Raw genomic sequence first — 18,402 nt, forward strand, 5'->3', positions numbered from 1 at the left:
AACCCGAAAGACTCAGCGGCAAAAGGAAACATCGTGCGCGCTGCCGCGTCAGATTTCTACGCCCTCGTGGCGCAGCAGCCAGCGCTTGAGCGCTACGCCATCCCCTTCTTCACTGGAGCCCATGTAGCCCCCAATGCCGCCCCCAGCGGAGAGCACGCGATGGCAGGGCACGATGATGGGAATGGGGTTCCGCGCGTTTGCCTGGCCGATCGCCCGCGCCGCCTTGCTGCGGATGGCCCGGGCGATGTCGACGTACGAGCGCGTCTGCCCGAACGGAATGTCGCACAGCGCGGCCCACACTCGCTGCTGGAACTCGGTGCCCTCGGCGCTCAGCGGCAGGTCGAACTCGCGTCGCGCGCCGGCGAAGTACTCGCGCAGCTGCCCGGCGATCCGCCACCCCATCGGGTCGTCGCGCGTAGGCTCTACGCGGGTGCCCGCCGGCGGGTGGTCACCCTGCTGCCAGAAGCGCACGGCGTTCAGCCCCTCGTCGGTGTACTCCACGAACAGCGGCCCAACGGGCGAGGCCAGCAGCAGGCGGTTCACCCGCGAGGTCGGCTCGATTCGCATTTTCATTGGCTCCCTTTCCCCTCTTACCGGCCCTTGAACTCCGCCTTCCGCTTCTCGAGGAAGGCGTTCATCCCCTCGCGCATGTCGTCGGTGGCGGCGAGCAGGCCGAACAAGTTGCTTTCCATCGCCAATCCGTCGTCCAGCGACATCTCCATCCCGCGGGTGGTGCACTCGATGGCCAGCCCCAGGGCGATGGGGCCGTTGGCGATGATGGTAGCCATCATGAGGCGCGCCTCGGCCATCAGCGCGTCCTTCTGGCTGGGCGCCTCCTGGCCCTCCGCCGCCTCGGGGCGCCTCACCAGCTTGTTCACCAGGCCGATGCGGTACGCCTCTTCGGCCTTGATGAACTGCGCGGTCAGCATCAGCTCCAGCGCGCGGCCCTTGCCCACGATGCGGGGCAGGCGCAGGGTGCCCCCGTAGCCGGGGATGATGCCCAGCTTCACCTCGGGCAGCCCGAACTGCGCGTTTTCGCTGGCGATGCGAAGGTGGCAGGCCAGCGCCAGCTCGCATCCGCCGCCCAGCGCGAAGCCGTTGACGGCCGCGATGACCGGCTTGCGCGAAAGCTCGATCTGTCGGAACACGCGCTGCCCCAGGCGGCTGACGTCGATGCCGTCCACCGGCCCCATCCTGGCCAGCTCGGCGATGTCGGCGCCTGCGACGAAGCCTTTTTCGCCCACGCCGGTCAGGATCACGCCGCGCACGTCGTCGCGCGCCGTGATCTCGTCCATCGCCTGGCCCAGCTCGCGGATGGTCTGCTCGTTGAGCGCGTTGAGCTTGTCGGGCCGGTTGATGGACAGCGTGGCGACGCGGTCCCGGACGTCGAGCTGAAGGTTGCTGTATTCGGCCATGATGAAGGCAGTCCGTGAGTGCGAGGTGCGTGAGTGCGGAAGCGGCTTCCACAGGGCAACAAGCTACAGGGCGGACACCCCGAAAGCAACGCGCGTCGGAGGCGCCACAGGTGGGTTAGGTAGCCCGTCCGTGGCGGAAATTACGGGACGGGATCGACGAGAACGAGGACGACGTCGTTGACGTTGGTGCCCGTGGGGCCGGTGACGATCAGGTCGCCCGCGGCGTGCAGAAAGGTGTGGGAATCGTTGCGGCGCAGCGACTCGCGCGCGTCCAGCCCGCGGGCGCGTCCGCGCGCCACGGTACCCCCGTCCGCGAACCCGCCCGCGGCGTCGGTGGGGCCGTCTGTGCCATCCGTGCCCATCGACGCGACCAGCACGCCGTCGTCGCCTTCCAGGTCGATGGCGGCCGAAAGCGCGAGCTCCTGGTTGCGCCCGCCCCGTCCGCGGCCCTGGACCGTGACCGTCGTTTCGCCACCGAGCAGGAACGCGACGGGGCGGTCCGGCCGCTCCGCGCGCGTGTTCCGGGCAAGGAGGCCCAGCTGCTCGCCCACGGAGCGCGCCTCACCCTCCAGGTCGTCGGCCACGATCCGCGCGCGGTACCCCAGCCGCTCCGCTTCGGCCACGGCTGCGTGCAGGGCATCGGCGTTGCCGGCGATCACGTGCGCGGAGGCGTGATGGAAGGCCGCGTCGAACTCCTTGGGCGTTTCAGGCACCTCGCCCGCGTCGCCGGCCTGCAGGTGGGCGCGCACGGCGGGCGGAACCTGCACCTCGTAGCGCAGGAGGACGTCCAGCGCGTCCTCGTACGTCGTCGCGTCGGGCACCGTGGGGCCGGAGCCGATGGCGCTCAGGCTGCCGCCCACCACGTCGGAGATCGCCAGGGTGACGACGCGGGCCGGCACCGCCGCGTGCGCCAGCCATCCCCCGCCGATGCGCGACAGGTGCTTGCGAACGGCGTTCACCTCGCCGATGCGCGCGCCGCTGCGCAGCAGCCTCTCCGTTGCCTCCCGCAGTTCCGACAGCGCCACGCCCGCCACCGGCGCCGGCCACAGCGCCGACGCGCCGCCGGAGAGCAGGCAGAGCACCAGGTCGCGCCGCCCCGCCGAGCGCGCCAGCCGCAGGGCAGCCGCCGCCCCGGCCAGCCCACGCGTGTCGGGAACGGGGTGCGCCGCCTCCCAGACCTCCATCGTCGGCAGCTCGGCGGCGTACCCGTCCTTCGTCGTGACCGTCCCCTCGGCGACGACATCGCCCAGCACCTCCAGCGCGCCACGCGCCATGCCGATGACCGCCTTCCCGGCGCCGATCACCAGCACGCGGTCGATGTCGGCCAGGTCGATCTCCCGCTCCCCGCCAATCCGCAGGACGCCCCCATCGCGCTGGAGCGCGCGGACCACGGCAAGGCGTGGGTCGGCCGCGGCGACGGCGGCGTCCAGGATCACCCGGGCGTGCTCGCGAAGCGCCGCCGTCATCGGACGGGGGTCAGCGGGGGGTGGCCGGAGAGCACCGCGTGGGCGTTGCGCGCGGCCAGCATCGCCATGCGCGTCCGCGTCTCGCGCGTCGCGGAGCCCACGTGGGGGAGCAGGACCACGTTCGGCAGCTCCAGGAGCCCGGGGTGAATGCTCGGCTCGTGCTCGTACACGTCGAGCCCGGCGCCGGCCAGCGTCCCGTCGCGAAGCGCATCCACCAGCGCCGCCTCGTCCACCAGCGCGCCGCGGGCCGTGTTGACCAGGAACGAGCCCGGGCGCATCCGCCGCAGCACCCCGGCGTCGATGGCGTGCCGCGTGTCGGGCGTCAGCGGCGCGTGGAGGCTCAGCACGTCGCTGCGGGCGATCAGCGCATCTAAGTCCACCCACTCAGCCCCCAGGGCCGCCTCCGCGTCCGCCGGCAGGCGCGTCCGCGAGTGGTAGATGGCCCGCATGCCGAACGGCGCCGCCCGTCGCGCCACCGCCTGCCCGATGCGTCCCATCCCGAAGATCCCCAGCGTCTTGCCCGGCAGGTCGCCGCCGAGGTAGTCCCAGAAGCCCCAGCCGTGGAACTCGCCCGCGCGCAGGCTGCGCTCCGCCTGGGGGAGCCCCCGGACGGCGGACAGGATGAGCGCGAACGCCAGGTCGGCCGTGGCGTCGGTCAGCACGTCGGGGGTGTTGGTGACCACGATGCCGCGCGCCCGGCACGCCGCCACGTCCACGTGCTCGTATCCCACGACCGCGTTCGCGACCACCTTCAGCCGCGGCGCGAGATCCAGCAGGGCGGCGTCCACGCGGACGGTCAGCAGACACAGCAGCGCCTCGGCGTCGGCCAGGGCGTCGCGCCAGCCGTCGGGCCCCGCGACCGGGCCGAGGGGGCGCAGCAGCTCCGACGCTTCGCCGGGGAGCGGAAAGGTGGTGACGATTCGCGCCATCAGGCGATCGGTTTTTCCCAGAGGCTGATCCCGGCGCCGCTCAGCCCCAGGAGCGCGTGGTCGCGGATGCTCATCTCCCGAAATCCCAGGGCGCGGACGATGGGGTGCACGGAAAGCCGGCGCCGCTGGAACGCGGTGCGCATCGCCTTGATGCCGCGCCCCGCCAGCCACACCTCCAACGCATCCAGCGCCTCGCGCGCCAGCCCCTGCCCGCGGTGCGCGGGGTCCACCATCAACAGCCCCAGCAGGGCGCGGTCCGGCTCGGGGTTGCCCTCCCACCATCCCACGGCGCCGACTTCCTCGCCCGAGTCCAGCCGCGTCAGCAGTGCCACCTGGCGTCCGGGGCTGCCGGTGGAGGCGCGCAGCTCCGCGGCACCGGCGCCAGGCTCCGGGGCGGGGCGGCCGGTGAGCGCGGAAAAGTGGTCGGCGCAGCGCTCGAACACGCGCTGCAGCCGGTCTTCCTCCCCCGGCTCCAAGGTGCGCAGGACCAGGCGGTCGGTTTCTATTTCCAGCGGCGCGGCGGGCGCGTTGTCCACGTAGGTTCCCGTCGTTCAGGCAGAAGTGCGGTGCCCCGGAGTGGCGGTTCCGGCGCGGAAAGTTGCCCCGCGGCGGGCGGGGGCGTCAAGTTGAGGGGAGCGAGCGCGGCCGGGTGGCCGGCGTGGAACCGAAAACGGCGGAGAGCGCGAGCGATGCAACTGGAGAGCGCCCACTTCCTTCGGCGCGGCGACCTCGTTCGGCACGCGGCGGGGCGCGAGGGAAGCGTGGTGGACGCGATGGCGCTGTATGCCGTCGTGCGCTGGGACGACGGCACGCAGGACGAGGTGGAACAGCTGGATCCCCAGATCCTGGTGACGGAGCGCGCCTCCCGCGAGTAGAAGATCCCAACCGACCGACTGATGAGCCACTTCGACCCCAGCTGGTGCGCGCGCCTCCACGCCCGCCCGGAGCCGGTACCTGAGCCGGAGCCCGCCCCGCGTCCGCTGTTCCAGAAGCGCGAAATCCCCTCGGTGCACGAGTGCGAGCTGTGCGGGACGGTGATGTTCGACCACAACTGCAAGATCATCTGCCCCAACTGCGGCTATAAACGCGACTGCAGCGATCCCTGACATCGCTCCGCGAGCACGAGTTCGTCACCGCCGGTAATCTCCGTGTTGGCAGAGTCCGACAAACGGCGGGGGTACAGAGATACAGAGAAAAGCCAGAGATACAGAGGAAGATCGTTTACTCTGTATTTCTGGCTTTTCTCTGCTCCTCTGTACCCCTCGCCGTTGTATTTTCTACAAGCTTCATCGACAGCGCGGACGAGCTGGCCACCTGACGAGTCGGGCGACCCCGATTTGTGCAACGGCCTGTTGCACAATTTTTCACGGGAGAGTTCCGCGCGTGACTCGCGCGGAAATGTCCAACAGGCTGTTGGACGATTGGCCCTGTGAACGAAGCGGGCTTGTTGGATGGGGGCCGAACCGCTCAATTCCCCGCGTCGTCTCGCGCCCACGCAACTCACGGATCATCCATGAAACTCCGCAGCTTTCTTCCCGCCGCGCTCGCAGCGCTGCTTGCCCTTCCAGCCGCCGCGCAGCGGGAGAGCGGCAGCTTCGTCGTACGGCTGGGGAACGACACCGTGGCGTTCGAGCAGTTCGTGCGCACGCCGCGCCACCTGAGCAGCCACCTGGTGTCGCGGTCGCCGCGTACCGTGCTGCGCCGCATCGACGCCGACCTGCGCGCCGACGGCACCGTGCAGCGGCTGGTGATGCACTCGCAGGTGCTGAACGATCCCACCCTGCTGCCGCAGGTGATCACCGTTCGCCTGGGCGGCGACAGCGCCGACGTGCGCATCGCCCGGGGCGACACCGTCCGCAATCTGCGCGTCGCCACGCCCAACGGGGCCTGGCCGTGGATCGGCGATTCGTACGCGTTCGCGGAACTCGCGCTGCGCGCCGTCCGCCCCATGCGCCGCGATTCGGTCGTCCTTCCGCTGATCCCGCCCGGCGCCCCGGCCACGACCACGGGCACTCTCCGCCGCCTGGGTCGCGACTCCGTGACCCTCGTCGCCGGCGCCGGCGAGTCGCGCATCGCCACGGATGCGGCCGGACGGGTCCTGGGTGTGGCCAGCCCGAACAGCACGCGGAAGGTGACGGTGGAGCGAATCGCCGCCGCCGCCGCGTACGACGTGGCGGCGCGGTTCGCCGCGGCCGAGCGCACCGGCCGGGCGATGGGCGCCCTCTCGCCGCGCGACTCCGTCGTGGCCTCCGTGGGCGGCGCGAACGTCTCGGTGGCGTACGGCCGCCCGGCGCGGCGCGGGCGCCAGATCGCGGGCGGGGTGGGGCCGTGGAACCTGGTGTGGCGCACGGGCGCCAACAACGCCACGGCCTTCCGCACGGACCGCGACCTGGTGTTCGGAGGCACGCGCGTGCCCGCGGGCAGCTACACCCTGTTCTCGCTCCCCAGCCGCGACAGCTGGCTGCTGATCATCAACAAGCAGACGGGGCAGTGGGGAACGGAGTACCACCCGGAGCAGGACCTGGCGCGCATTCCCGCGCAGGTGCGCACGGTGACGGGCGAGCCCGTGGAGCTGTTCACCATCCGGGTGGAGCCCGACGGGCAGGGTGGCGCGCTGGTGCTGTCGTGGGGCGACATGGAGGTGCGGGCGCCGTTCACCGTGGCGCCGTGAGCGACGACACCACCCCCGTGGACGTGGGGCCTACGGAAGACGGGTCGCAACTCCGCATCCGCTGGAAGGACGGCGCGGTGTCGGACTACCAGCCGCGCTACCTGCGGCTGAGCTGCCCCTGCGCGGGGTGCGTGGACGAGATGACGGGGCGCCCGCTCGTCGACCCCGGGCGCATCCCGATGGACGTGCACCCGCTCTCGGTAGAATACGTGGGCGAGTACGCGCTGCGATTCGACTGGAGCGACGGGCACCGGACGGGCATCTACCCGTGGGACTACCTGCGCGAGATCTCGCTCACCACCGTGAGACGCGTGCCGTCCGAATGACAGAAGCCCACCCTGGCCGTGCCGGGGTGGGCTTCGCTTTCTTCTCGACGGATCGCGATCAACCAGCAGTTTCATCCGGCGGGCCGATCATCGTCCGCACCTCCTGCAGCAGGTGCGGGGGCATGCAGGGCTTGATCAGCAGGCCGTCGAAGCCCTCGGCGATCATGCGATCGCGATCCACCGAAAGCGCCATGGCGGTGAGCACCACGATGGGCACGCTCGCGGTGCGGGGGTCGTCGCGCAGCACGCGCATGGCCTGCCGCCCATCCATCACCGGCATCGCCAGGTCCATCAGCACCAGGTCGGGCATGTGCTGGCGCACCAGCTCTACCGCGTCCCGGCCATTCGCGGCGTCCAGGGTGCCATAGCCCTCGCGCTCCAGCACGGCCAGCAGGGCCACCCGGTTGTCTTCGTGATCGTCGACGAGAAGGATGGTCTTGGGCATCCGCGGGGCACCAGCGTGCGCAAATGGCCGCCGGTGTCCGAGCCTCGGCGGAACAGCCTGGGTGGAGGGGCTGAACCCTGCGGAATCCGCAAGAACGGCGCCGGGGCGAGCCCCGCGTCAGCCGAAAAGGTCCTGCTGCGGCGTCGCGGGATAGGTGACGAGTCCGTCCGCGTGCACCACGGCGTGGGGAGACAGGCGGGCCTCCGCCGCCGGCCCCGGCCCGAGGATGTCGGCCACGGGAACGCCGCGGGCCAGCAGCGCGTCGGTGATCAGGCGGCGGTGGCAGCGCCAGGGCACCGCTTCGGCGCACATGATGGCCGGCGTGCGCTCGCGTGCGTCGTCCATCAGCCGCCGCAGGGCGGCCTGGAAGGGCGGGGTGGCCGTGTAGTCGGCGTAGGCGCGAAAGGCCGCGTGCCGCCACGCCGTGTTGGGCGACGCGGCGCCGCGTTCCGTCGTCCGCCGCCCGCCCAGCGCTTCCTCGTGCCGGTAGCCGATCCCGGCCTCGGCGAGCGCCGCCACCAGCGCGTCGCTCCCGAACTGCGGATGGCGGCGGGACCCGGGAAAGCGCCGCACGTCCACCAGCAGCTGCACGCGGTTGCCCCGCAGCAGCTCCAGGAACTCGGCCGTGCCGCGGGTGGAGTGGCCGATGGTGAAGATGGTCACAACGGAAGGCGCCGTTTACGGCTGTTCCACCGCGGAGATGGCGATGCTGATGCGCACCTCGTCGCCCAGCACGGCGCCGCCGGCCTCGGCCGCGCGGTTCCAGGAGACGCCGTAGTCCATGCGGTCGATGGTGGTCTGCGCCTCGAAGCCGATGCGCCGCTTGCCCGCCGCGCCGCTGACCTCCGTCATCTCGCCCTCCAGCACCACGGGCCGGGTGACGCCGCGGATGGTGAGGTTGCCGTGCACGCGCAGCTCGCGCCCAGCCACCGCCACGCGGGTGCTGCGGAAGGTGATCACGGGGTGGTTGGGAGCATCGAAGAAGTCGTCGGAGCGGAGGTGCGTGTCGCGCCGTTCGTTGTTGGTGTCGATGCTGGCGGTCTGGATGTCGACCTCCACCGATCCGCCCGCCAGGCTGGCCGGGTCGGCCACGAGGGTGCCGCTCCACTGGTTGAACTGGCCGCTCACACGGCTGACCAGGTGCCGGATGCGGAACGTGAGCTCCGAGTGCGACGTGTCGATCCGCCACCTCACCGGCGCCGCCGCCACCGCCACGGGGGGCGCCTCGGCCGCCCGCGCGCCGCCCACACCCGCCGACAGCATCAGCGCCGGCACCATCACCACGGCCATCATCCCACGAACCCGCATGTGCATCATCTCTTGGAGAAGGTAAAAACGTCGGCACGGCAAGAACGGTAACAGAAACGGCAACCAGGGCCAACCCCGGCATCCGCCGTGTCGACCGTGGTCACCGTCGTGACGATCGTTGCCGCAGTTACCGCCGTGACCTGAGCAGCCGGCGCAGCTCCGCCTCGGACGCGATGTAGCCGAAGGGGGTCCAGTTCTCGGCCGAGGTCACGCGCCAGAAGATTTCCTCGGCCTGCTCGGGGCGGCCGTTGTACAGGTGCCAGTTGCCCACGGCGTAGCCCTGCGTGGCCAGCGTCGTCGCGTCGCCGCCCGCCGCCAGCAGCGAGTCGGGAGCCACGCGCCCCTGGTACATCATCAGGCGGCGGTGGTAGGCCTGGTTTTCGATCACGTCCATCTCCGGCCGCACCGCGGCCAGCACCTGGGCGGCCTCGTCGTCGCGGCGCCCCCGGCGGAGCGACATGTACAGCCAGTCGATGGCCGCCACGCGCTCGTCGTCGTTGCGCGACAGGGCCAGCGCGTTGCGGAAGGAGTACTGCGCGTGGGGAAACTCGCCGCGAAGGTAGTACGCCAGCCCCAGGTGGTACCACACGTTGAACTGCAGCGTGGTGCGCGGCTCGTTGCGCGCGTTGGGAATGCCGTCGGGCTCGATTTCGAGGGGACGGCGGCCGATGAGCCGCGCCGCATGGTCCAGGTCGGCCACGGCGCGGTCGAAGTCGCGCGTGGTGATGTAGCGGTGGCCCCGGTGGCGGTAGAAGCGGGGATCGCCGGGGTGCTTGCGGATGCCCTCGCCGAAGATGGCGATGGCGTCGCGGTAGCGGCCCAGGTACGCCACGCGCCGGCCCAGCCACAGGATGGCGTCGGCGTTGTCGGGGTCGCGCTCGTACGCGTCGTACGCCTCGGAAAGCTGCGCCTCCAGCCGCTGCCGCGTTTCCAGCGGAAGCTCGGGCGCGTACAGGGGGGCGCCCAGCAGCGACACGGCTTCGGGCGTGCCGGAGGCCGTGGGCGGCGCACGGCGCACGCCCGCACAGGCGGTCAGCAGCAGGGCCGAAAGCAGCGCGAGCGCGGCGGCGAGCCTCATGAAAGAGTGGCGGTTCCCAGGTGCGGTGCGCGGAACGCGGCCGAACCGCCGCGCCGCGCGGGCCCGTTCGGCGGGGCTGGAAGCAAGGGCCGATGATGACGGACAAGTTGCAGGATACCCCCGGAGCGCCGCGTTGAAAAGGGGGAAGCGCCCGGGCCGTTCCCTTGGGGCCTCCGCGTTCAGCGCACGTGGTACGGGATGGTGATTTCGCCCGGGACGGGCTGCCCGTCCTCGGTGGCGGGCGCAAAGTCCAGGGTACGGGCGGCGGCGAGCAGGTGGGCGTCGCTGCCCCGGAGCACGCCCGCCCGCTCCACCCGCACGCCGGTCACGTTTCCGGCTGCGTCCAGCGACACGCGCAGCCACACCGTCCCGGCACTGCCCGCGGAAGGCACGGGCGAGGAGTCGCGGACGTCGCCCCAGCCGCGGTTGGCCGCGGCCGAGAACGGCCCCCCCGCTGGGTCGCGGAGCGCGGGCGGGCACAGCACGCTGCGCTCCACCGTCAGCGCCGGCTGCTCGCCCAACTCCATCCGCAGCCGTACGCCCCACTCGCGGTCCGCGGGGGGCGTGGTGCGGCGGTGGGCATAGGCGAGGGCCTGGAGGGAGTCGGCCAGGACCGGGGGCACGCGGTGCTCGATCACCTGGCGCCTGACGTTCAGCCCGTGGGGATCGTACCGCAGCGAGAACACCACGTGCCCCGTGGGCCGCCCGGCGTGGCGCCACGCGTCGGCCGCGCCCTTCACCAGCCCGGCCGAGTCCAGCAGCGCCGCCGCGGCGGGAAGCTCGCGCGGCTCCCGGGCGGCCTGGCACACGCGCTGGGGCCGCCCCGGGCCGCCACCGGGCACCTGGGTCCCTCCCGGCGCACCGGCGCAGGCGGAAACGGCCGCGAGCGCGGCGGCGAACAGCGGAAGGAGCAGGCGACGAGGGCTCATCGTCTTGGCCGGGGATCGTGGGAAGAGGCGCCGGCGGGGCGGCGCAGGTCCGCGGAGCAGGGCGCTGCATCGGCGGTGCCAGGTTCGCGGGGTTTGACCTCAATCCCGCCCCTGCATACGTTTGGAAGGGCGGGGCGGGCGTGAAGGCGCCTGGCCCCGCACACAGAGTACACCTCTACCCGGGTGCCCGCCATGCGCTACTCCATTTCCTGCCTCCTGGCCCTCGCGGCCTGCGCTCCCAGCGTCCAGCCGTCCGCCAGCACCGGGGGCAACAACACCCAGGTGGTTTCCAGCGCCCAGTCGCTGAGCGTGACCACCGAGTCGGAGTTCCGGGTCGTCTCGGCGAACGTGGGTGCTCCCGTGGCCCGGGTGCTGGAGGTGCTGCCCGCCGTGTACCAGGAGCTGGGGCTGACGCCCGCCGCGGAGCCGGCCGTGCGCACCGTCCGCGCGCAGGGCGCCATGGCGCGCCGGTTCCAGGGCCAGGCCACGTCCAGCTACTTCGACTGCGGGCGCGGCCAGTTCGGGGTGGAGATCGCCACCCAGTACGAGGTGCGCTTCAACCTGCAGACGACGGTGCAGCCGGGGACCAGCGCCGAGTCGTCGCGGCTGGATTCGGGGGTGGAGGCGTATGCGCGCAACAACGACGGCTCCGCCAACGCCCTGCTGGCCGTCTGCCACACGCGCGGCAGGCTGGAGGAGCTGATCGCCGCCCGCATCCGCGAAAAGCTGGGGGCGTGACCACGCGCCTCGACCCATCCCGCACCCCCGTGGCTTCCATGCGCCTGTGGCCGTTCTCCGTCCTGCTCCTGGCGCTGGCCGCCGCGCGGTGCGCCCCCGCGCAGCCCGCGCCGCGTGCGGCCACGGAGGCGAGCACGCAGATGGTGGTGGTGACCACGGCGGGGTGGGACACGGTGAACGCGGTGCTCCAGCGCTACGAGCGGGCGGGCGCGGGGCAGCCGTGGCGCGCCGTGGGCGGCGCCATCCCCGCCGCCGTGGGGCGCACGGGCGTGGCGTGGGGCGACGGGCTGCACCCCGAGCCCGGCGCGGGGCCGCGCAAGCGCGAGGGAGACGGAAAGGCGCCCGCCGGCATCTTCGCCCTGAGCTCCGCGTTCGGCTACGCGGGGGCAAACGAGGCCGCGTGGGTGCGCATGCCGTACGTGCAGGCGGACGCGAGCATCGAGTGCGTGGACGATTCCCGCTCGCGCCACTACAACCGCCGGGTGGACCGCGACACCATCGCGCAGCCGGACTGGACGAGCCACGAAGAAATGCGCCGCCCCGACCATCTCTACCGCTGGGGGGTGTGGGTGGACCACAACTCCAACCCGCCGCGGCCCATGGGCGGGTCGTGCATCTTCCTTCACGTCTGGGGCGGTCCGGGGGTGGCCACCAGCGGGTGCACGGCCATGGCCGAAGAGGACCTGCGCGCCCTGCTGGCCTGGCTGGACCCCCGCGCCCGCCCCGTGCTGGTGCAGCTTCCCCGCGCCGAGTACGCCTCCCTGCGCGCCGCGTGGGACCTGCCGTGACGCCGCCTTGACGCGCGTGCCAGCGTTTTTGCGGCCGCGCGTGTCTTTCCCTGCAGGATGAGCGACGACGACGCCCGCCTGGTGCAACGGGCGCTGGCCGGGCACGCCGGGGCGGCAGACGCCCTGCTGCGCGCCCACGCCGGCACCGCCTACGCCGTGGCCCTGGCCGTCACGCGCAACCCCCACGATGCCGAGGACGTGGTGCAGGACGCCATGGTCCTGGCGCTGGAGCGGCTGGCCGAGTGCCGCGACCCGCGCAAGTTCGGGGGATGGCTGGTGCGCATCGTCCGCAACCGCGCCCTGAACCACCGCCGCTACCTGGGCATTCGCGCCGCCGAGCCGCTGGACGACGCCGGCCACGCCGCCTCCCCCGATTCGCCCGCCGACGACGCCGAGCGCGCCGACCTGCGCGACCAGTTGACGGAGGCCATGTCGGGGCTCACGCCGGGGCAGCGCGAGGTGCTGCTGATGCACGACCTGGAAGGCTGGAAGCACCGCGAGATCGGCGACGTGCTGGGGATGCCCGAAGGCACCGTTCGCTACCACCTGTTCAACGCCCGCCGCGCGGTTCGCGCCCGCTTGCAGGCCCTGGTTCGCGAGGAGGAATGATGGAGCCGGAGCCGATCGACCTTTCACCGCTGGCCCTGCCGGCGCACCGCCGCGAGCGCCTGATCGGCGCCGTGCTGGCGCGCGCCCGGGTGGGCGTGGTGCAGCGCACACCGCTGTCGGAGCTGGCCGGCTGGGCGCGTCCCACGCTGGCCGCCGCCGCGGTGGTCGCCGCGCTGTCGCTGGGGCTGCTGACCCGCACCGGGCCCGCCGCCGCGGCCGAGCCGCTGCCCCTTACCGTGGCCGACGCCCTGAGCATTCCGGGGCCCGCGAGCGATTGGGTGGCCGAAGACCGGCCGCCCACCGAAGAAGACCTGCTCGCCCAGTGGGACGAGGAAATGACCGATGCACGCTGACCTGACACACCCGGGGGTACGCCCGTGAACCGCCCCAGCCGCACGCGCCTGATGGGAATGGGGATGCTGGTGGTGACCTTCGCCGCCGGCCTGCTGGCCGGCGCCGCGTCCAGCCGCGCCCTCTCCGCCCGCGAAACCGAGCCCCAGGCCGCCACTGCGGCCGAATGCTCGGACCGGCGCGGGCCCCACTCCATCTTCGAGAAGCTTTCGCTGTCGCCCGAGCAGCGCCAGCGCATCGACGGCATCATGGCTCGCCGCCGGGCCCGGATGGACACCGTCTGGCAGGAGCACGGGGCGCCCATCCGCGCGGCGCACGACAGCGCGCGGGCAGAGGTCCGCCAGGTGCTCACTCCCGCGCAGCAGGCGGAGTACGATCGCCTTCGCGCCGCCCACCGCGCCGAGCGCGAACGGCGCGAGGCCAAGGAGAAGCAGGGGATGTCGGACGGCGGATCGCGGTGAGCATCCGGGCGGACGACGGCAGCCGGGGGGAGCGGGAGGGGCGGATGGGGGAAAGGCGGTTCTTCATGCACCGCTTCGAAGAGGCCGCCCTCGCGCTGCTGCGCGTGGTCTCGGGGCTGATGCTGATGCAGCACGGCGCGCAGAAGCTGTTCGGCGAGCTGGGCGGGTGGCGCGGCACGTCCGGCGCCACGGCTCCTCTCCTGTCGCAGAGCGGGCTGGCGGGGATGCTGGAGATGTTCGTGGCGCCGCTGCTGGTGGTGGGGCTGTTCACGCGGCCGGTGGCGTTCCTCCTTTCCGGGATGCTGGCCGTGGCCTACTTCCAGTCGCACGCGCCGGACGGGTTCTGGCCCATCGTCAACCGGGGCGAGCTGGCCGCGCTGTACTGCTTCGTCTGCTTCTACGTCTCCGCCCGGGGTGGGGGAAAGTACAGCGTCGACGCCTGGCGCGAGCGCCGGCACAACGTGCGGAACCTGCGCCGGATCTGATGCGGGAGCCGCGGAGAACGAACGAGAGAGGCCGGACGCCCCAGCGCCCGGCCTCGTTCTTTTCGCCGCGTCCCCGCCCGTTACTTCGCGGGTGTGCCGGGTGTCGTGGAACCCGGGGAGGTGGCCGCCGGCGCCGGGTCGCCGGAGAACGCGTTGTGATAGCGCGTGTGGATGAGCATCAGGCGCTGGCTGCTCTCGGGCGCCGCGCGGGCCAGGAGCGTGACGATCTCGTCGCGCTGGGCCAGGATGGCGTCTACCTCCTTCTGCTGCGCGGGCGAAACCTGCTCGCGCACGGCCTGCAGGTCGCTGAACACCGTGGTCATCACCTGCCGCGAGCGCTCGTAGTTGCTGCGCAGCGACTCGGCCAGCGCGGCGCCGATGCGGTTTTCGATCTGCGCCGTCCGCAGCTGCAGGCGCATGTCGTCCAGGCTGTCTCGCATTCCGTTTGCGCGCGACCACTGGGGCAAAAAGCCGAGCAGAAACCCGAGGAGCGCGGCGCCCGCGGCAATGGTGATGATTCGGTTGCGGTCCATGGATGGGAAGCGGTGGGGATGGAACTGCGCCGGAGGGATGATGGCGTGCGGGTGAGGCGCGTGGCAAGGGCGGCGCATGGGTGCGATCGCGTGGTCGGGTGCAAAGGCGGCCACATCCGCCCGGGCGTTTGAAACCGCGTCTGAAAAGGCACGAAGTCCGCCTGCGCGGACTGGGCGGGACGGTGCCGTGTGCGTCCGCGGGAAGGGCGCCGGTCCGGCGCGCCTGAGTAGCCGAGGGGTACCCCGCACGTGAAGTGTACCCCCTCTCCCACGCTGTTTGTGGGAGAGGGTGGCACGCGTGTCAGCGCGGCCGGGTGAGGGCCCCACGGCAGCCGAGGCCTCGGCGACGGCGACCGCTGCCGCGCCCATGTTTGTACGTGCCAGCCGGTTAGATCCTTCGGCCCGCGTGGTCTCAATTGCGGGCGAGTGTGGTGCGCCTGGGCCTCAGGATGACAGGTCGGGTGTGGGCTCCTCCGCCTCTGCGGCCTCCGCGGTCTCGGGGAGCACGTCTGCCTCGTCGGATTCGCCTTCCCAGCGGCTGGCGATGGCCTGCGCCTGCCAGCCGCGCTCCCGAAGCCAGCGCACCACCGGCTCGCGGTACCCGTGCGTCACCCACACGCACTCCGCGCCGGTCTCCTTGATGGCGCCCAGCAGCGAGGGCCAGTCCACGTGGTCCGACAGCACGAATCCCCGGTCCACCGACCGCCGCCGCCGCTGCCCCCGCATCCGCATCCATCCGCTCGCGAACGCGGTGGACGTCGCGCCGAAGCGCCTCATCCACGGCGTTCCCATGGCGGAGGGCGGCGCCACGACCATCGCCCCGCCCCAGACGGTGCCGCGCGGCTCGGCGCCGGCGTACCGCGTTTCGGGGAGCGGAATGCCCGTCCGCCGGTAGTCCTCGTTCAGCCGCTCCACCGCGCCGTGGGTGAAGATGGGGCCGATGGAGGGATCCAGCCCCGCCAGGAGCCGCTGCGCCTTGCCCAGCGCGTAGCCCATCAGCAGCGACGCGCGCCCCGCCTGCGCGTTGGCGCGCCACCACGCGTTGATCTCGCCGAACACCTCGGCATCGGGCTGCCAGCGGTAGATGGGCAGGCCGAAGGTGCTCTCGGTGACGAAGGTGTGGCAGCGGACGGGCTCGAACGGGGTGCAGGTGGGGTCTGCCTCCGTCTTGTAGTCGCCCGAGACCACCCACACCTCGCCCCCGTGCTCCACCCGCACCTGCGCGCTGCCCAGGATGTGCCCGGCCGGATGCAGGCTGATGCGCACGCCGTTCACGTCGATCGGCAGGCCGTACTCCACCGAGCGGATGCGCGCGCCCGGGCCCAGCCGCGTGCGCAGCACCGCCTCGCCCTCGCGCGAGCCCAGGTACACCCGCGAGCCCCAGCGCGCGTGGTCGCCGTGCGCGTGGGTGATCACCGCCCGGTCCACCGGCTGCCACGGGTCGATGAAGAAGTCGCCCGCCTCGCAGTACAGCCCCCGCTCCGTGATCCGCAGCAGCATGAAAACCCTGGAACGCCCGTGAGGATGCCACGCGCAAGTTGCTCATCGCCGGCACGGCTCGCAACGCCTTGCGGAAGATGGCCTCACGCGGGCCATCCCGATTGACAGTACATTTCCATTCTCCCGAGATTGCGTGCGGGAACCCATCTCACCCGGGGGAGGAGGCGCATGGCTGCGAAGAACGTGGAGCTTGGCGTGCTCGCCGCGTACGTCGATGGAGAGACCGAACGCTGGCGGGAGTGGTTCGAAACGGCGGCCGCAGAGGTGCTGGACCTGCCGCTCGGAACGGGGGCGGACGGGACGGTGCGCACCCTCCTCAAGCACATCTTCGCCGTCGAGCTCCGCTACGCCCAGCGGCTGGCCGGCGAGGCCGTGACGGGCTACGAGCAGCTGTCCGATCGAACCGTCCAGGAGCTTTGGGACATCCACGGTACGGCCGCCTCCATGCGCGACCAGTTCCTGCGCGACGCCACCCCCGAAGCCCTCGATCGCGTGCTGGTCTCGGACACGCGCAAGCTGGGCCGGATCGAGTCGCGCGCACACGTCGTGGTCGTCCACACATTCATCCACGGCATCCGCCACTGGGCGCAGATCGCCGCGGTGCTGCGGCAGCATGGGCATGGCGGGTTGTGGGAGCACGACTGGCTCCTGAGCCCGGAAGTGCAGTCGCCGGGTACCGCATCATCCTGACGAGAGGAGAAATGATGGCCGCCGCCGACCTGAGCCTGCACACCGCCGTGCTGGAGCGCACTCCCGGCGTGCTGCGGGCGCTCCTGCTGGACCTTCCCTCGGAATGGGCCGATGGCACCGAAGGCCCGGGGTCGTGGAGCCCGGCCATGGTGGTGGAGCACATGGCGGGGGAGGAGCGCGCGAACTGGATTCCCCGCGCGCGAAGCATCCTGAAGCCCGGAGGGCCGCGGGCGCTTCCCGCCATCGATCGCGTAGCGCCCTCCACCCGGGGCGACCCGCGGGCGCTCGCAATGCTCCTGGAGGAGTTTGCCGTGCTGCGCCGGGAGAGCCTTTCCACCGTCGCCTCGTGGACGCTGGCGCGGGAGGACCTGGAGCGCGAGGGCGAGCACCCCGAGTTCGGCCGGGTGACGCTGGGCCAGCTGCTGGCCACCTGGGTGGCGCACGACCTCGGCCACCTCGCGCAGATCGCGCGGGCGATGGCTAAGCAGCAGCGCGAGGCGGTGGGCCCCTGGCGCGCCTACCTGCCCATCATGGACCGCTGACTGGGGCGCGCCCAGGAGAGGCACGACGAAATCGTCGTGGCCGCCGCCTACGCGCCGGTGGTCACCTCTTCGTAGGCCACGCTTACGGCGTCGCGCGGGCCCACCTGTCCGAACGGGCCCCACGCCTCGAAGCCGGCGAGCGGCGCACGCATCGCCAGGATCTCGTCGCGCGAGCGGCCCGCCGCCACGTGCTGCTCCACGAACGCCAGCACGGCGGCCAGGTAGTCCCGGAACTGCAGCAGCTCGGCCGAGCTCCCGGTGACCGGAAGTCCCTGCCCCGCATGCCCGAAGATGTAGATGGTGTCGGGCGCGTGCGCGTTCACCACCTGCTCCAGCACGCGCGCCCAGTTGCGCATCGACGCGCCGGCCGCGCGGTCCACCACCGGGTGGCGGCGGTGGAAGGCCAGGTCGCCCATGTGCACCACGTTGGCGCGCTCGAAGGTGATGACGGCGTCGCCGCTGGTGTGCGCACGCCCGTGGTGCCGCGCGACGATGCGCTCGTCGCCCACCTCGGTGGACCAGCTGTGCGTAAAGGTGGTGTCCGGGTACAGCGGCTCCGGCGGAGCCGGCTGGGGCTGCTGCGGCTGCGGGGACGGCTGCTGCGCCGGAGGCTGCTGCGCGGGCTGCGCCTGCTGGGGCGGCTGCGGAGCGCGACGCATGTGCTGGTCGGCCATGCCGTGCGCCACGACGCGCCGGGCGACGCCGCGAAACACGCCGTTGCCGCCCGTGTGGTCCCCGTGATGGTGCGTGTTGATCAGCACGTCCACGCCCCGGTTGCGCGACCGCTCCTGAAGACCCGCGAGCAGCGCCCGCGCCTCGGCGGGGAACTGCGTGTCGACCACGGCCACGCCGCGGGCGTTCACGAGCCAGCCCACGGTGCCGCCGCGCATGGTGAACGTGCCCACGTTGCGGCGGACGGGCGTGAACGCCGCCTGGGCGGGCTGCGCCGTCTGCGAGGCGAGCGCGTGGAGCGGCCGCCCGAGGAGGGCGCCCAGCGTCATTGCGGCGGAGGTAGCGAGAAAGTCGCGGCGGGTGTGAGCCATCGGCCAGTCCAGGGTTCGTGGGATCGGGAAAGGCGCGATCACGTGCGCGCCAGCACTGCGATCCTGCTGCAACAAGAATCGCTCCTCGTCACCCT

25 protein-coding genes are annotated in these 18,402 nt (G+C 72.2%); 12 read left to right on the forward strand and 13 right to left on the reverse strand.

Going from position 1 to position 18,402, the window contains the following annotated elements; genetic code table 11:
• Window positions 1–48: 48 nt before the first annotated feature.
• The 5 genes from VGB24_RS22080 to VGB24_RS22100 all read right to left on the reverse strand — a co-directional run bounded on the left by VGB24_RS22080 (window position 49) and on the right by VGB24_RS22100 (window position 4,346).
• Complete coding sequence (locus VGB24_RS22080) at window positions 49–567, reverse strand: methylated-DNA--[protein]-cysteine S-methyltransferase (RefSeq protein ID WP_331075085.1); 519 nt, start codon at window positions 565–567, stop codon at window positions 49–51.
• A gap of 23 nt (window positions 568–590) precedes the next feature.
• On the reverse strand, window positions 591–1,415 hold the full coding sequence (locus VGB24_RS22085) for an enoyl-CoA hydratase-related protein (RefSeq protein ID WP_331075086.1): 825 nt from the start codon (window positions 1,413–1,415) through the stop codon (window positions 591–593).
• A 140-nt stretch (window positions 1,416–1,555) separates the two neighbouring features.
• Window positions 1,556–2,881, reverse strand: a complete 1,326-nt coding sequence (locus tag VGB24_RS22090) for a glycerate kinase (RefSeq protein WP_331075087.1) — start codon at window positions 2,879–2,881, stop codon at window positions 1,556–1,558.
• A complete protein-coding gene (locus VGB24_RS22095; RefSeq protein WP_331075088.1) occupies window positions 2,878–3,810 on the reverse strand; it encodes a D-glycerate dehydrogenase in 933 nt (310 codons plus the stop codon). The genes VGB24_RS22090 and VGB24_RS22095 overlap by 4 nt, the downstream gene beginning before the upstream one ends.
• Window positions 3,810–4,346, reverse strand: coding sequence for a GNAT family N-acetyltransferase (locus VGB24_RS22100; RefSeq protein WP_331075089.1), 537 nt, complete (start codon window positions 4,344–4,346; stop codon window positions 3,810–3,812). Before VGB24_RS22100 ends, VGB24_RS22095 begins: the two co-directional genes overlap by 1 nt.
• A 153-nt stretch (window positions 4,347–4,499) precedes the next feature.
• Between VGB24_RS22100 and VGB24_RS22105 the strand changes: the two genes are divergently transcribed.
• The 4 genes from VGB24_RS22105 to VGB24_RS22120 all read left to right on the forward strand — a co-directional run bounded on the left by VGB24_RS22105 (window position 4,500) and on the right by VGB24_RS22120 (window position 6,807).
• The gene (locus tag VGB24_RS22105) at window positions 4,500–4,685 is read left to right on the forward strand and encodes a hypothetical protein (RefSeq protein WP_331075090.1); all 186 of its coding nucleotides are present in this window, start codon (window positions 4,500–4,502) and stop codon (window positions 4,683–4,685) included.
• A gap of 21 nt (window positions 4,686–4,706) precedes the next feature.
• Window positions 4,707–4,916 (forward strand): hypothetical protein, encoded by a 210-nt coding sequence (locus VGB24_RS22110; RefSeq protein WP_331075091.1) that lies wholly within the window; start codon window positions 4,707–4,709, stop codon window positions 4,914–4,916.
• Window positions 4,917–5,323: 407 nt separating this feature from the next.
• On the forward strand, window positions 5,324–6,481 hold the full coding sequence (locus VGB24_RS22115; RefSeq protein ID WP_331075092.1) for a DUF2911 domain-containing protein: 1,158 nt from the start codon (window positions 5,324–5,326) through the stop codon (window positions 6,479–6,481).
• Window positions 6,478–6,807, forward strand: coding sequence for a DUF971 domain-containing protein (locus VGB24_RS22120; protein WP_331075093.1), 330 nt, complete (start codon window positions 6,478–6,480; stop codon window positions 6,805–6,807). The genes VGB24_RS22115 and VGB24_RS22120 overlap by 4 nt, the downstream gene beginning before the upstream one ends.
• Window positions 6,808–6,865: 58 nt before the next feature.
• On the opposite strand, the gene VGB24_RS22125 is transcribed toward VGB24_RS22120, so the two are convergent.
• The 5 genes from VGB24_RS22125 to VGB24_RS22145 form a co-directional block, all read right to left on the reverse strand.
• Complete coding sequence (locus tag VGB24_RS22125) at window positions 6,866–7,252, reverse strand: response regulator (RefSeq protein ID WP_331075094.1); 387 nt, start codon at window positions 7,250–7,252, stop codon at window positions 6,866–6,868.
• Between the two features lie 117 nt (window positions 7,253–7,369).
• The gene (locus VGB24_RS22130; protein ID WP_331075095.1) at window positions 7,370–7,915 is read right to left on the reverse strand and encodes a DUF488 domain-containing protein; all 546 of its coding nucleotides are present in this window, start codon (window positions 7,913–7,915) and stop codon (window positions 7,370–7,372) included.
• A 15-nt stretch (window positions 7,916–7,930) separates the two neighbouring features.
• Complete coding sequence (locus VGB24_RS22135) at window positions 7,931–8,560, reverse strand: YceI family protein (protein ID WP_331075096.1); 630 nt, start codon at window positions 8,558–8,560, stop codon at window positions 7,931–7,933.
• Between the two features lie 127 nt (window positions 8,561–8,687).
• Window positions 8,688–9,638, reverse strand: a complete 951-nt coding sequence (locus VGB24_RS22140) for a tetratricopeptide repeat protein (RefSeq protein ID WP_331075097.1) — start codon at window positions 9,636–9,638, stop codon at window positions 8,688–8,690.
• Window positions 9,639–9,817: 179 nt separating this feature from the next.
• Window positions 9,818–10,567 (reverse strand): energy transducer TonB, encoded by a 750-nt coding sequence (locus VGB24_RS22145; RefSeq protein WP_331075098.1) that lies wholly within the window; start codon window positions 10,565–10,567, stop codon window positions 9,818–9,820.
• 192 nt (window positions 10,568–10,759) lie between these two features.
• Here VGB24_RS22145 and VGB24_RS22150 point away from each other — a divergent pair, with 192 nt between their 5' ends.
• The 6 genes from VGB24_RS22150 to VGB24_RS22175 are packed head-to-tail and all read left to right on the forward strand — an operon-like array spanning window position 10,760 to window position 13,999.
• On the forward strand, window positions 10,760–11,305 hold the full coding sequence (locus VGB24_RS22150) for a hypothetical protein (protein WP_331075099.1): 546 nt from the start codon (window positions 10,760–10,762) through the stop codon (window positions 11,303–11,305).
• Window positions 11,302–12,093 (forward strand): L,D-transpeptidase family protein, encoded by a 792-nt coding sequence (locus VGB24_RS22155; RefSeq protein ID WP_331075100.1) that lies wholly within the window; start codon window positions 11,302–11,304, stop codon window positions 12,091–12,093. The genes VGB24_RS22150 and VGB24_RS22155 overlap by 4 nt, the downstream gene beginning before the upstream one ends.
• A 57-nt stretch (window positions 12,094–12,150) precedes the next feature.
• Window positions 12,151–12,702, forward strand: coding sequence for an RNA polymerase sigma factor (locus VGB24_RS22160; RefSeq protein ID WP_331075101.1), 552 nt, complete (start codon window positions 12,151–12,153; stop codon window positions 12,700–12,702).
• Window positions 12,699–13,055, forward strand: a complete 357-nt coding sequence (locus VGB24_RS22165; protein WP_331075102.1) for a hypothetical protein — start codon at window positions 12,699–12,701, stop codon at window positions 13,053–13,055. Before VGB24_RS22160 ends, VGB24_RS22165 begins: the two co-directional genes overlap by 4 nt.
• Window positions 13,056–13,079: 24 nt before the next feature.
• Window positions 13,080–13,514: a hypothetical protein gene (locus tag VGB24_RS22170; RefSeq protein ID WP_331075103.1), complete on the forward strand. Its 435-nt coding sequence runs from the start codon at window positions 13,080–13,082 to the stop codon at window positions 13,512–13,514.
• Window positions 13,511–13,999, forward strand: a complete 489-nt coding sequence (locus tag VGB24_RS22175; protein ID WP_331075104.1) for a DoxX family protein — start codon at window positions 13,511–13,513, stop codon at window positions 13,997–13,999. The genes VGB24_RS22170 and VGB24_RS22175 overlap by 4 nt, the downstream gene beginning before the upstream one ends.
• Window positions 14,000–14,079: 80 nt before the next feature.
• Here VGB24_RS22175 and VGB24_RS22180 read toward each other — a convergent pair whose 3' ends face one another.
• Entirely contained in the window at window positions 14,080–14,532 is a 453-nt protein-coding gene (locus VGB24_RS22180; RefSeq protein WP_331075105.1) for a hypothetical protein, read from the reverse strand.
• A gap of 444 nt (window positions 14,533–14,976) precedes the next feature.
• A complete protein-coding gene (locus tag VGB24_RS22185; protein WP_331075106.1) occupies window positions 14,977–16,032 on the reverse strand; it encodes a ligase-associated DNA damage response exonuclease in 1,056 nt (351 codons plus the stop codon).
• Window positions 16,033–16,200: 168 nt separating this feature from the next.
• Here VGB24_RS22185 and VGB24_RS22190 point away from each other — a divergent pair, with 168 nt between their 5' ends.
• On the forward strand, window positions 16,201–16,722 hold the full coding sequence (locus VGB24_RS22190) for a DinB family protein (RefSeq protein WP_331075107.1): 522 nt from the start codon (window positions 16,201–16,203) through the stop codon (window positions 16,720–16,722).
• Window positions 16,723–16,733: 11 nt separating this feature from the next.
• Window positions 16,734–17,264 (forward strand): DinB family protein, encoded by a 531-nt coding sequence (locus VGB24_RS22195; protein WP_331075108.1) that lies wholly within the window; start codon window positions 16,734–16,736, stop codon window positions 17,262–17,264.
• A 47-nt stretch (window positions 17,265–17,311) separates the two neighbouring features.
• Here VGB24_RS22195 and VGB24_RS22200 read toward each other — a convergent pair whose 3' ends face one another.
• A complete protein-coding gene (locus VGB24_RS22200) occupies window positions 17,312–18,307 on the reverse strand; it encodes an MBL fold metallo-hydrolase (RefSeq protein ID WP_331075109.1) in 996 nt (331 codons plus the stop codon).
• Between the last annotated feature and the right edge of the window lie 95 nt (window positions 18,308–18,402).

Source organism: Longimicrobium sp., assembly GCF_036399935.1.
In the GTDB taxonomy this organism is placed as follows: Bacteria; Gemmatimonadota; Gemmatimonadetes; order Longimicrobiales; family Longimicrobiaceae; genus Longimicrobium.

Excerpts from the sequence above, each read along its gene's own strand:
- VGB24_RS22080 (WP_331075085.1), bottom strand. The coding sequence starts at position 567 with ATGCGAATCGAGCCGACCTCGCGGGTGAACCGCCTGCTGCTGGCCTCG.
- VGB24_RS22085 (WP_331075086.1), bottom strand. The coding sequence starts at position 1,415 with ATGGCCGAATACAGCAACCTTCAGCTCGACGTCCGGGACCGCGTCGCC.
- VGB24_RS22090 (WP_331075087.1), bottom strand. The coding sequence starts at position 2,881 with ATGACGGCGGCGCTTCGCGAGCACGCCCGGGTGATCCTGGACGCCGCC.
- VGB24_RS22095 (WP_331075088.1), bottom strand. The coding sequence starts at position 3,810 with ATGGCGCGAATCGTCACCACCTTTCCGCTCCCCGGCGAAGCGTCGGAG.
- VGB24_RS22105 (WP_331075090.1), top strand. The coding sequence starts at position 4,500 with ATGCAACTGGAGAGCGCCCACTTCCTTCGGCGCGGCGACCTCGTTCGG.
- VGB24_RS22110 (WP_331075091.1), top strand. The coding sequence starts at position 4,707 with ATGAGCCACTTCGACCCCAGCTGGTGCGCGCGCCTCCACGCCCGCCCG.
- VGB24_RS22115 (WP_331075092.1), top strand. The coding sequence starts at position 5,324 with ATGAAACTCCGCAGCTTTCTTCCCGCCGCGCTCGCAGCGCTGCTTGCC.
- VGB24_RS22125 (WP_331075094.1), bottom strand. The coding sequence starts at position 7,252 with ATGCCCAAGACCATCCTTCTCGTCGACGATCACGAAGACAACCGGGTG.
- VGB24_RS22135 (WP_331075096.1), bottom strand. The coding sequence starts at position 8,560 with ATGCGGGTTCGTGGGATGATGGCCGTGGTGATGGTGCCGGCGCTGATG.
- VGB24_RS22140 (WP_331075097.1), bottom strand. The coding sequence starts at position 9,638 with ATGAGGCTCGCCGCCGCGCTCGCGCTGCTTTCGGCCCTGCTGCTGACC.
- VGB24_RS22145 (WP_331075098.1), bottom strand. The coding sequence starts at position 10,567 with ATGAGCCCTCGTCGCCTGCTCCTTCCGCTGTTCGCCGCCGCGCTCGCG.
- VGB24_RS22150 (WP_331075099.1), top strand. The coding sequence starts at position 10,760 with ATGCGCTACTCCATTTCCTGCCTCCTGGCCCTCGCGGCCTGCGCTCCC.
- VGB24_RS22160 (WP_331075101.1), top strand. The coding sequence starts at position 12,151 with ATGAGCGACGACGACGCCCGCCTGGTGCAACGGGCGCTGGCCGGGCAC.
- VGB24_RS22165 (WP_331075102.1), top strand. The coding sequence starts at position 12,699 with ATGATGGAGCCGGAGCCGATCGACCTTTCACCGCTGGCCCTGCCGGCG.
- VGB24_RS22180 (WP_331075105.1), bottom strand. The coding sequence starts at position 14,532 with ATGGACCGCAACCGAATCATCACCATTGCCGCGGGCGCCGCGCTCCTC.
- VGB24_RS22185 (WP_331075106.1), bottom strand. The coding sequence starts at position 16,032 with ATGCTGCTGCGGATCACGGAGCGGGGGCTGTACTGCGAGGCGGGCGAC.
- VGB24_RS22190 (WP_331075107.1), top strand. The coding sequence starts at position 16,201 with ATGGCTGCGAAGAACGTGGAGCTTGGCGTGCTCGCCGCGTACGTCGAT.
- VGB24_RS22195 (WP_331075108.1), top strand. The coding sequence starts at position 16,734 with ATGATGGCCGCCGCCGACCTGAGCCTGCACACCGCCGTGCTGGAGCGC.
- VGB24_RS22200 (WP_331075109.1), bottom strand. The coding sequence starts at position 18,307 with ATGGCTCACACCCGCCGCGACTTTCTCGCTACCTCCGCCGCAATGACG.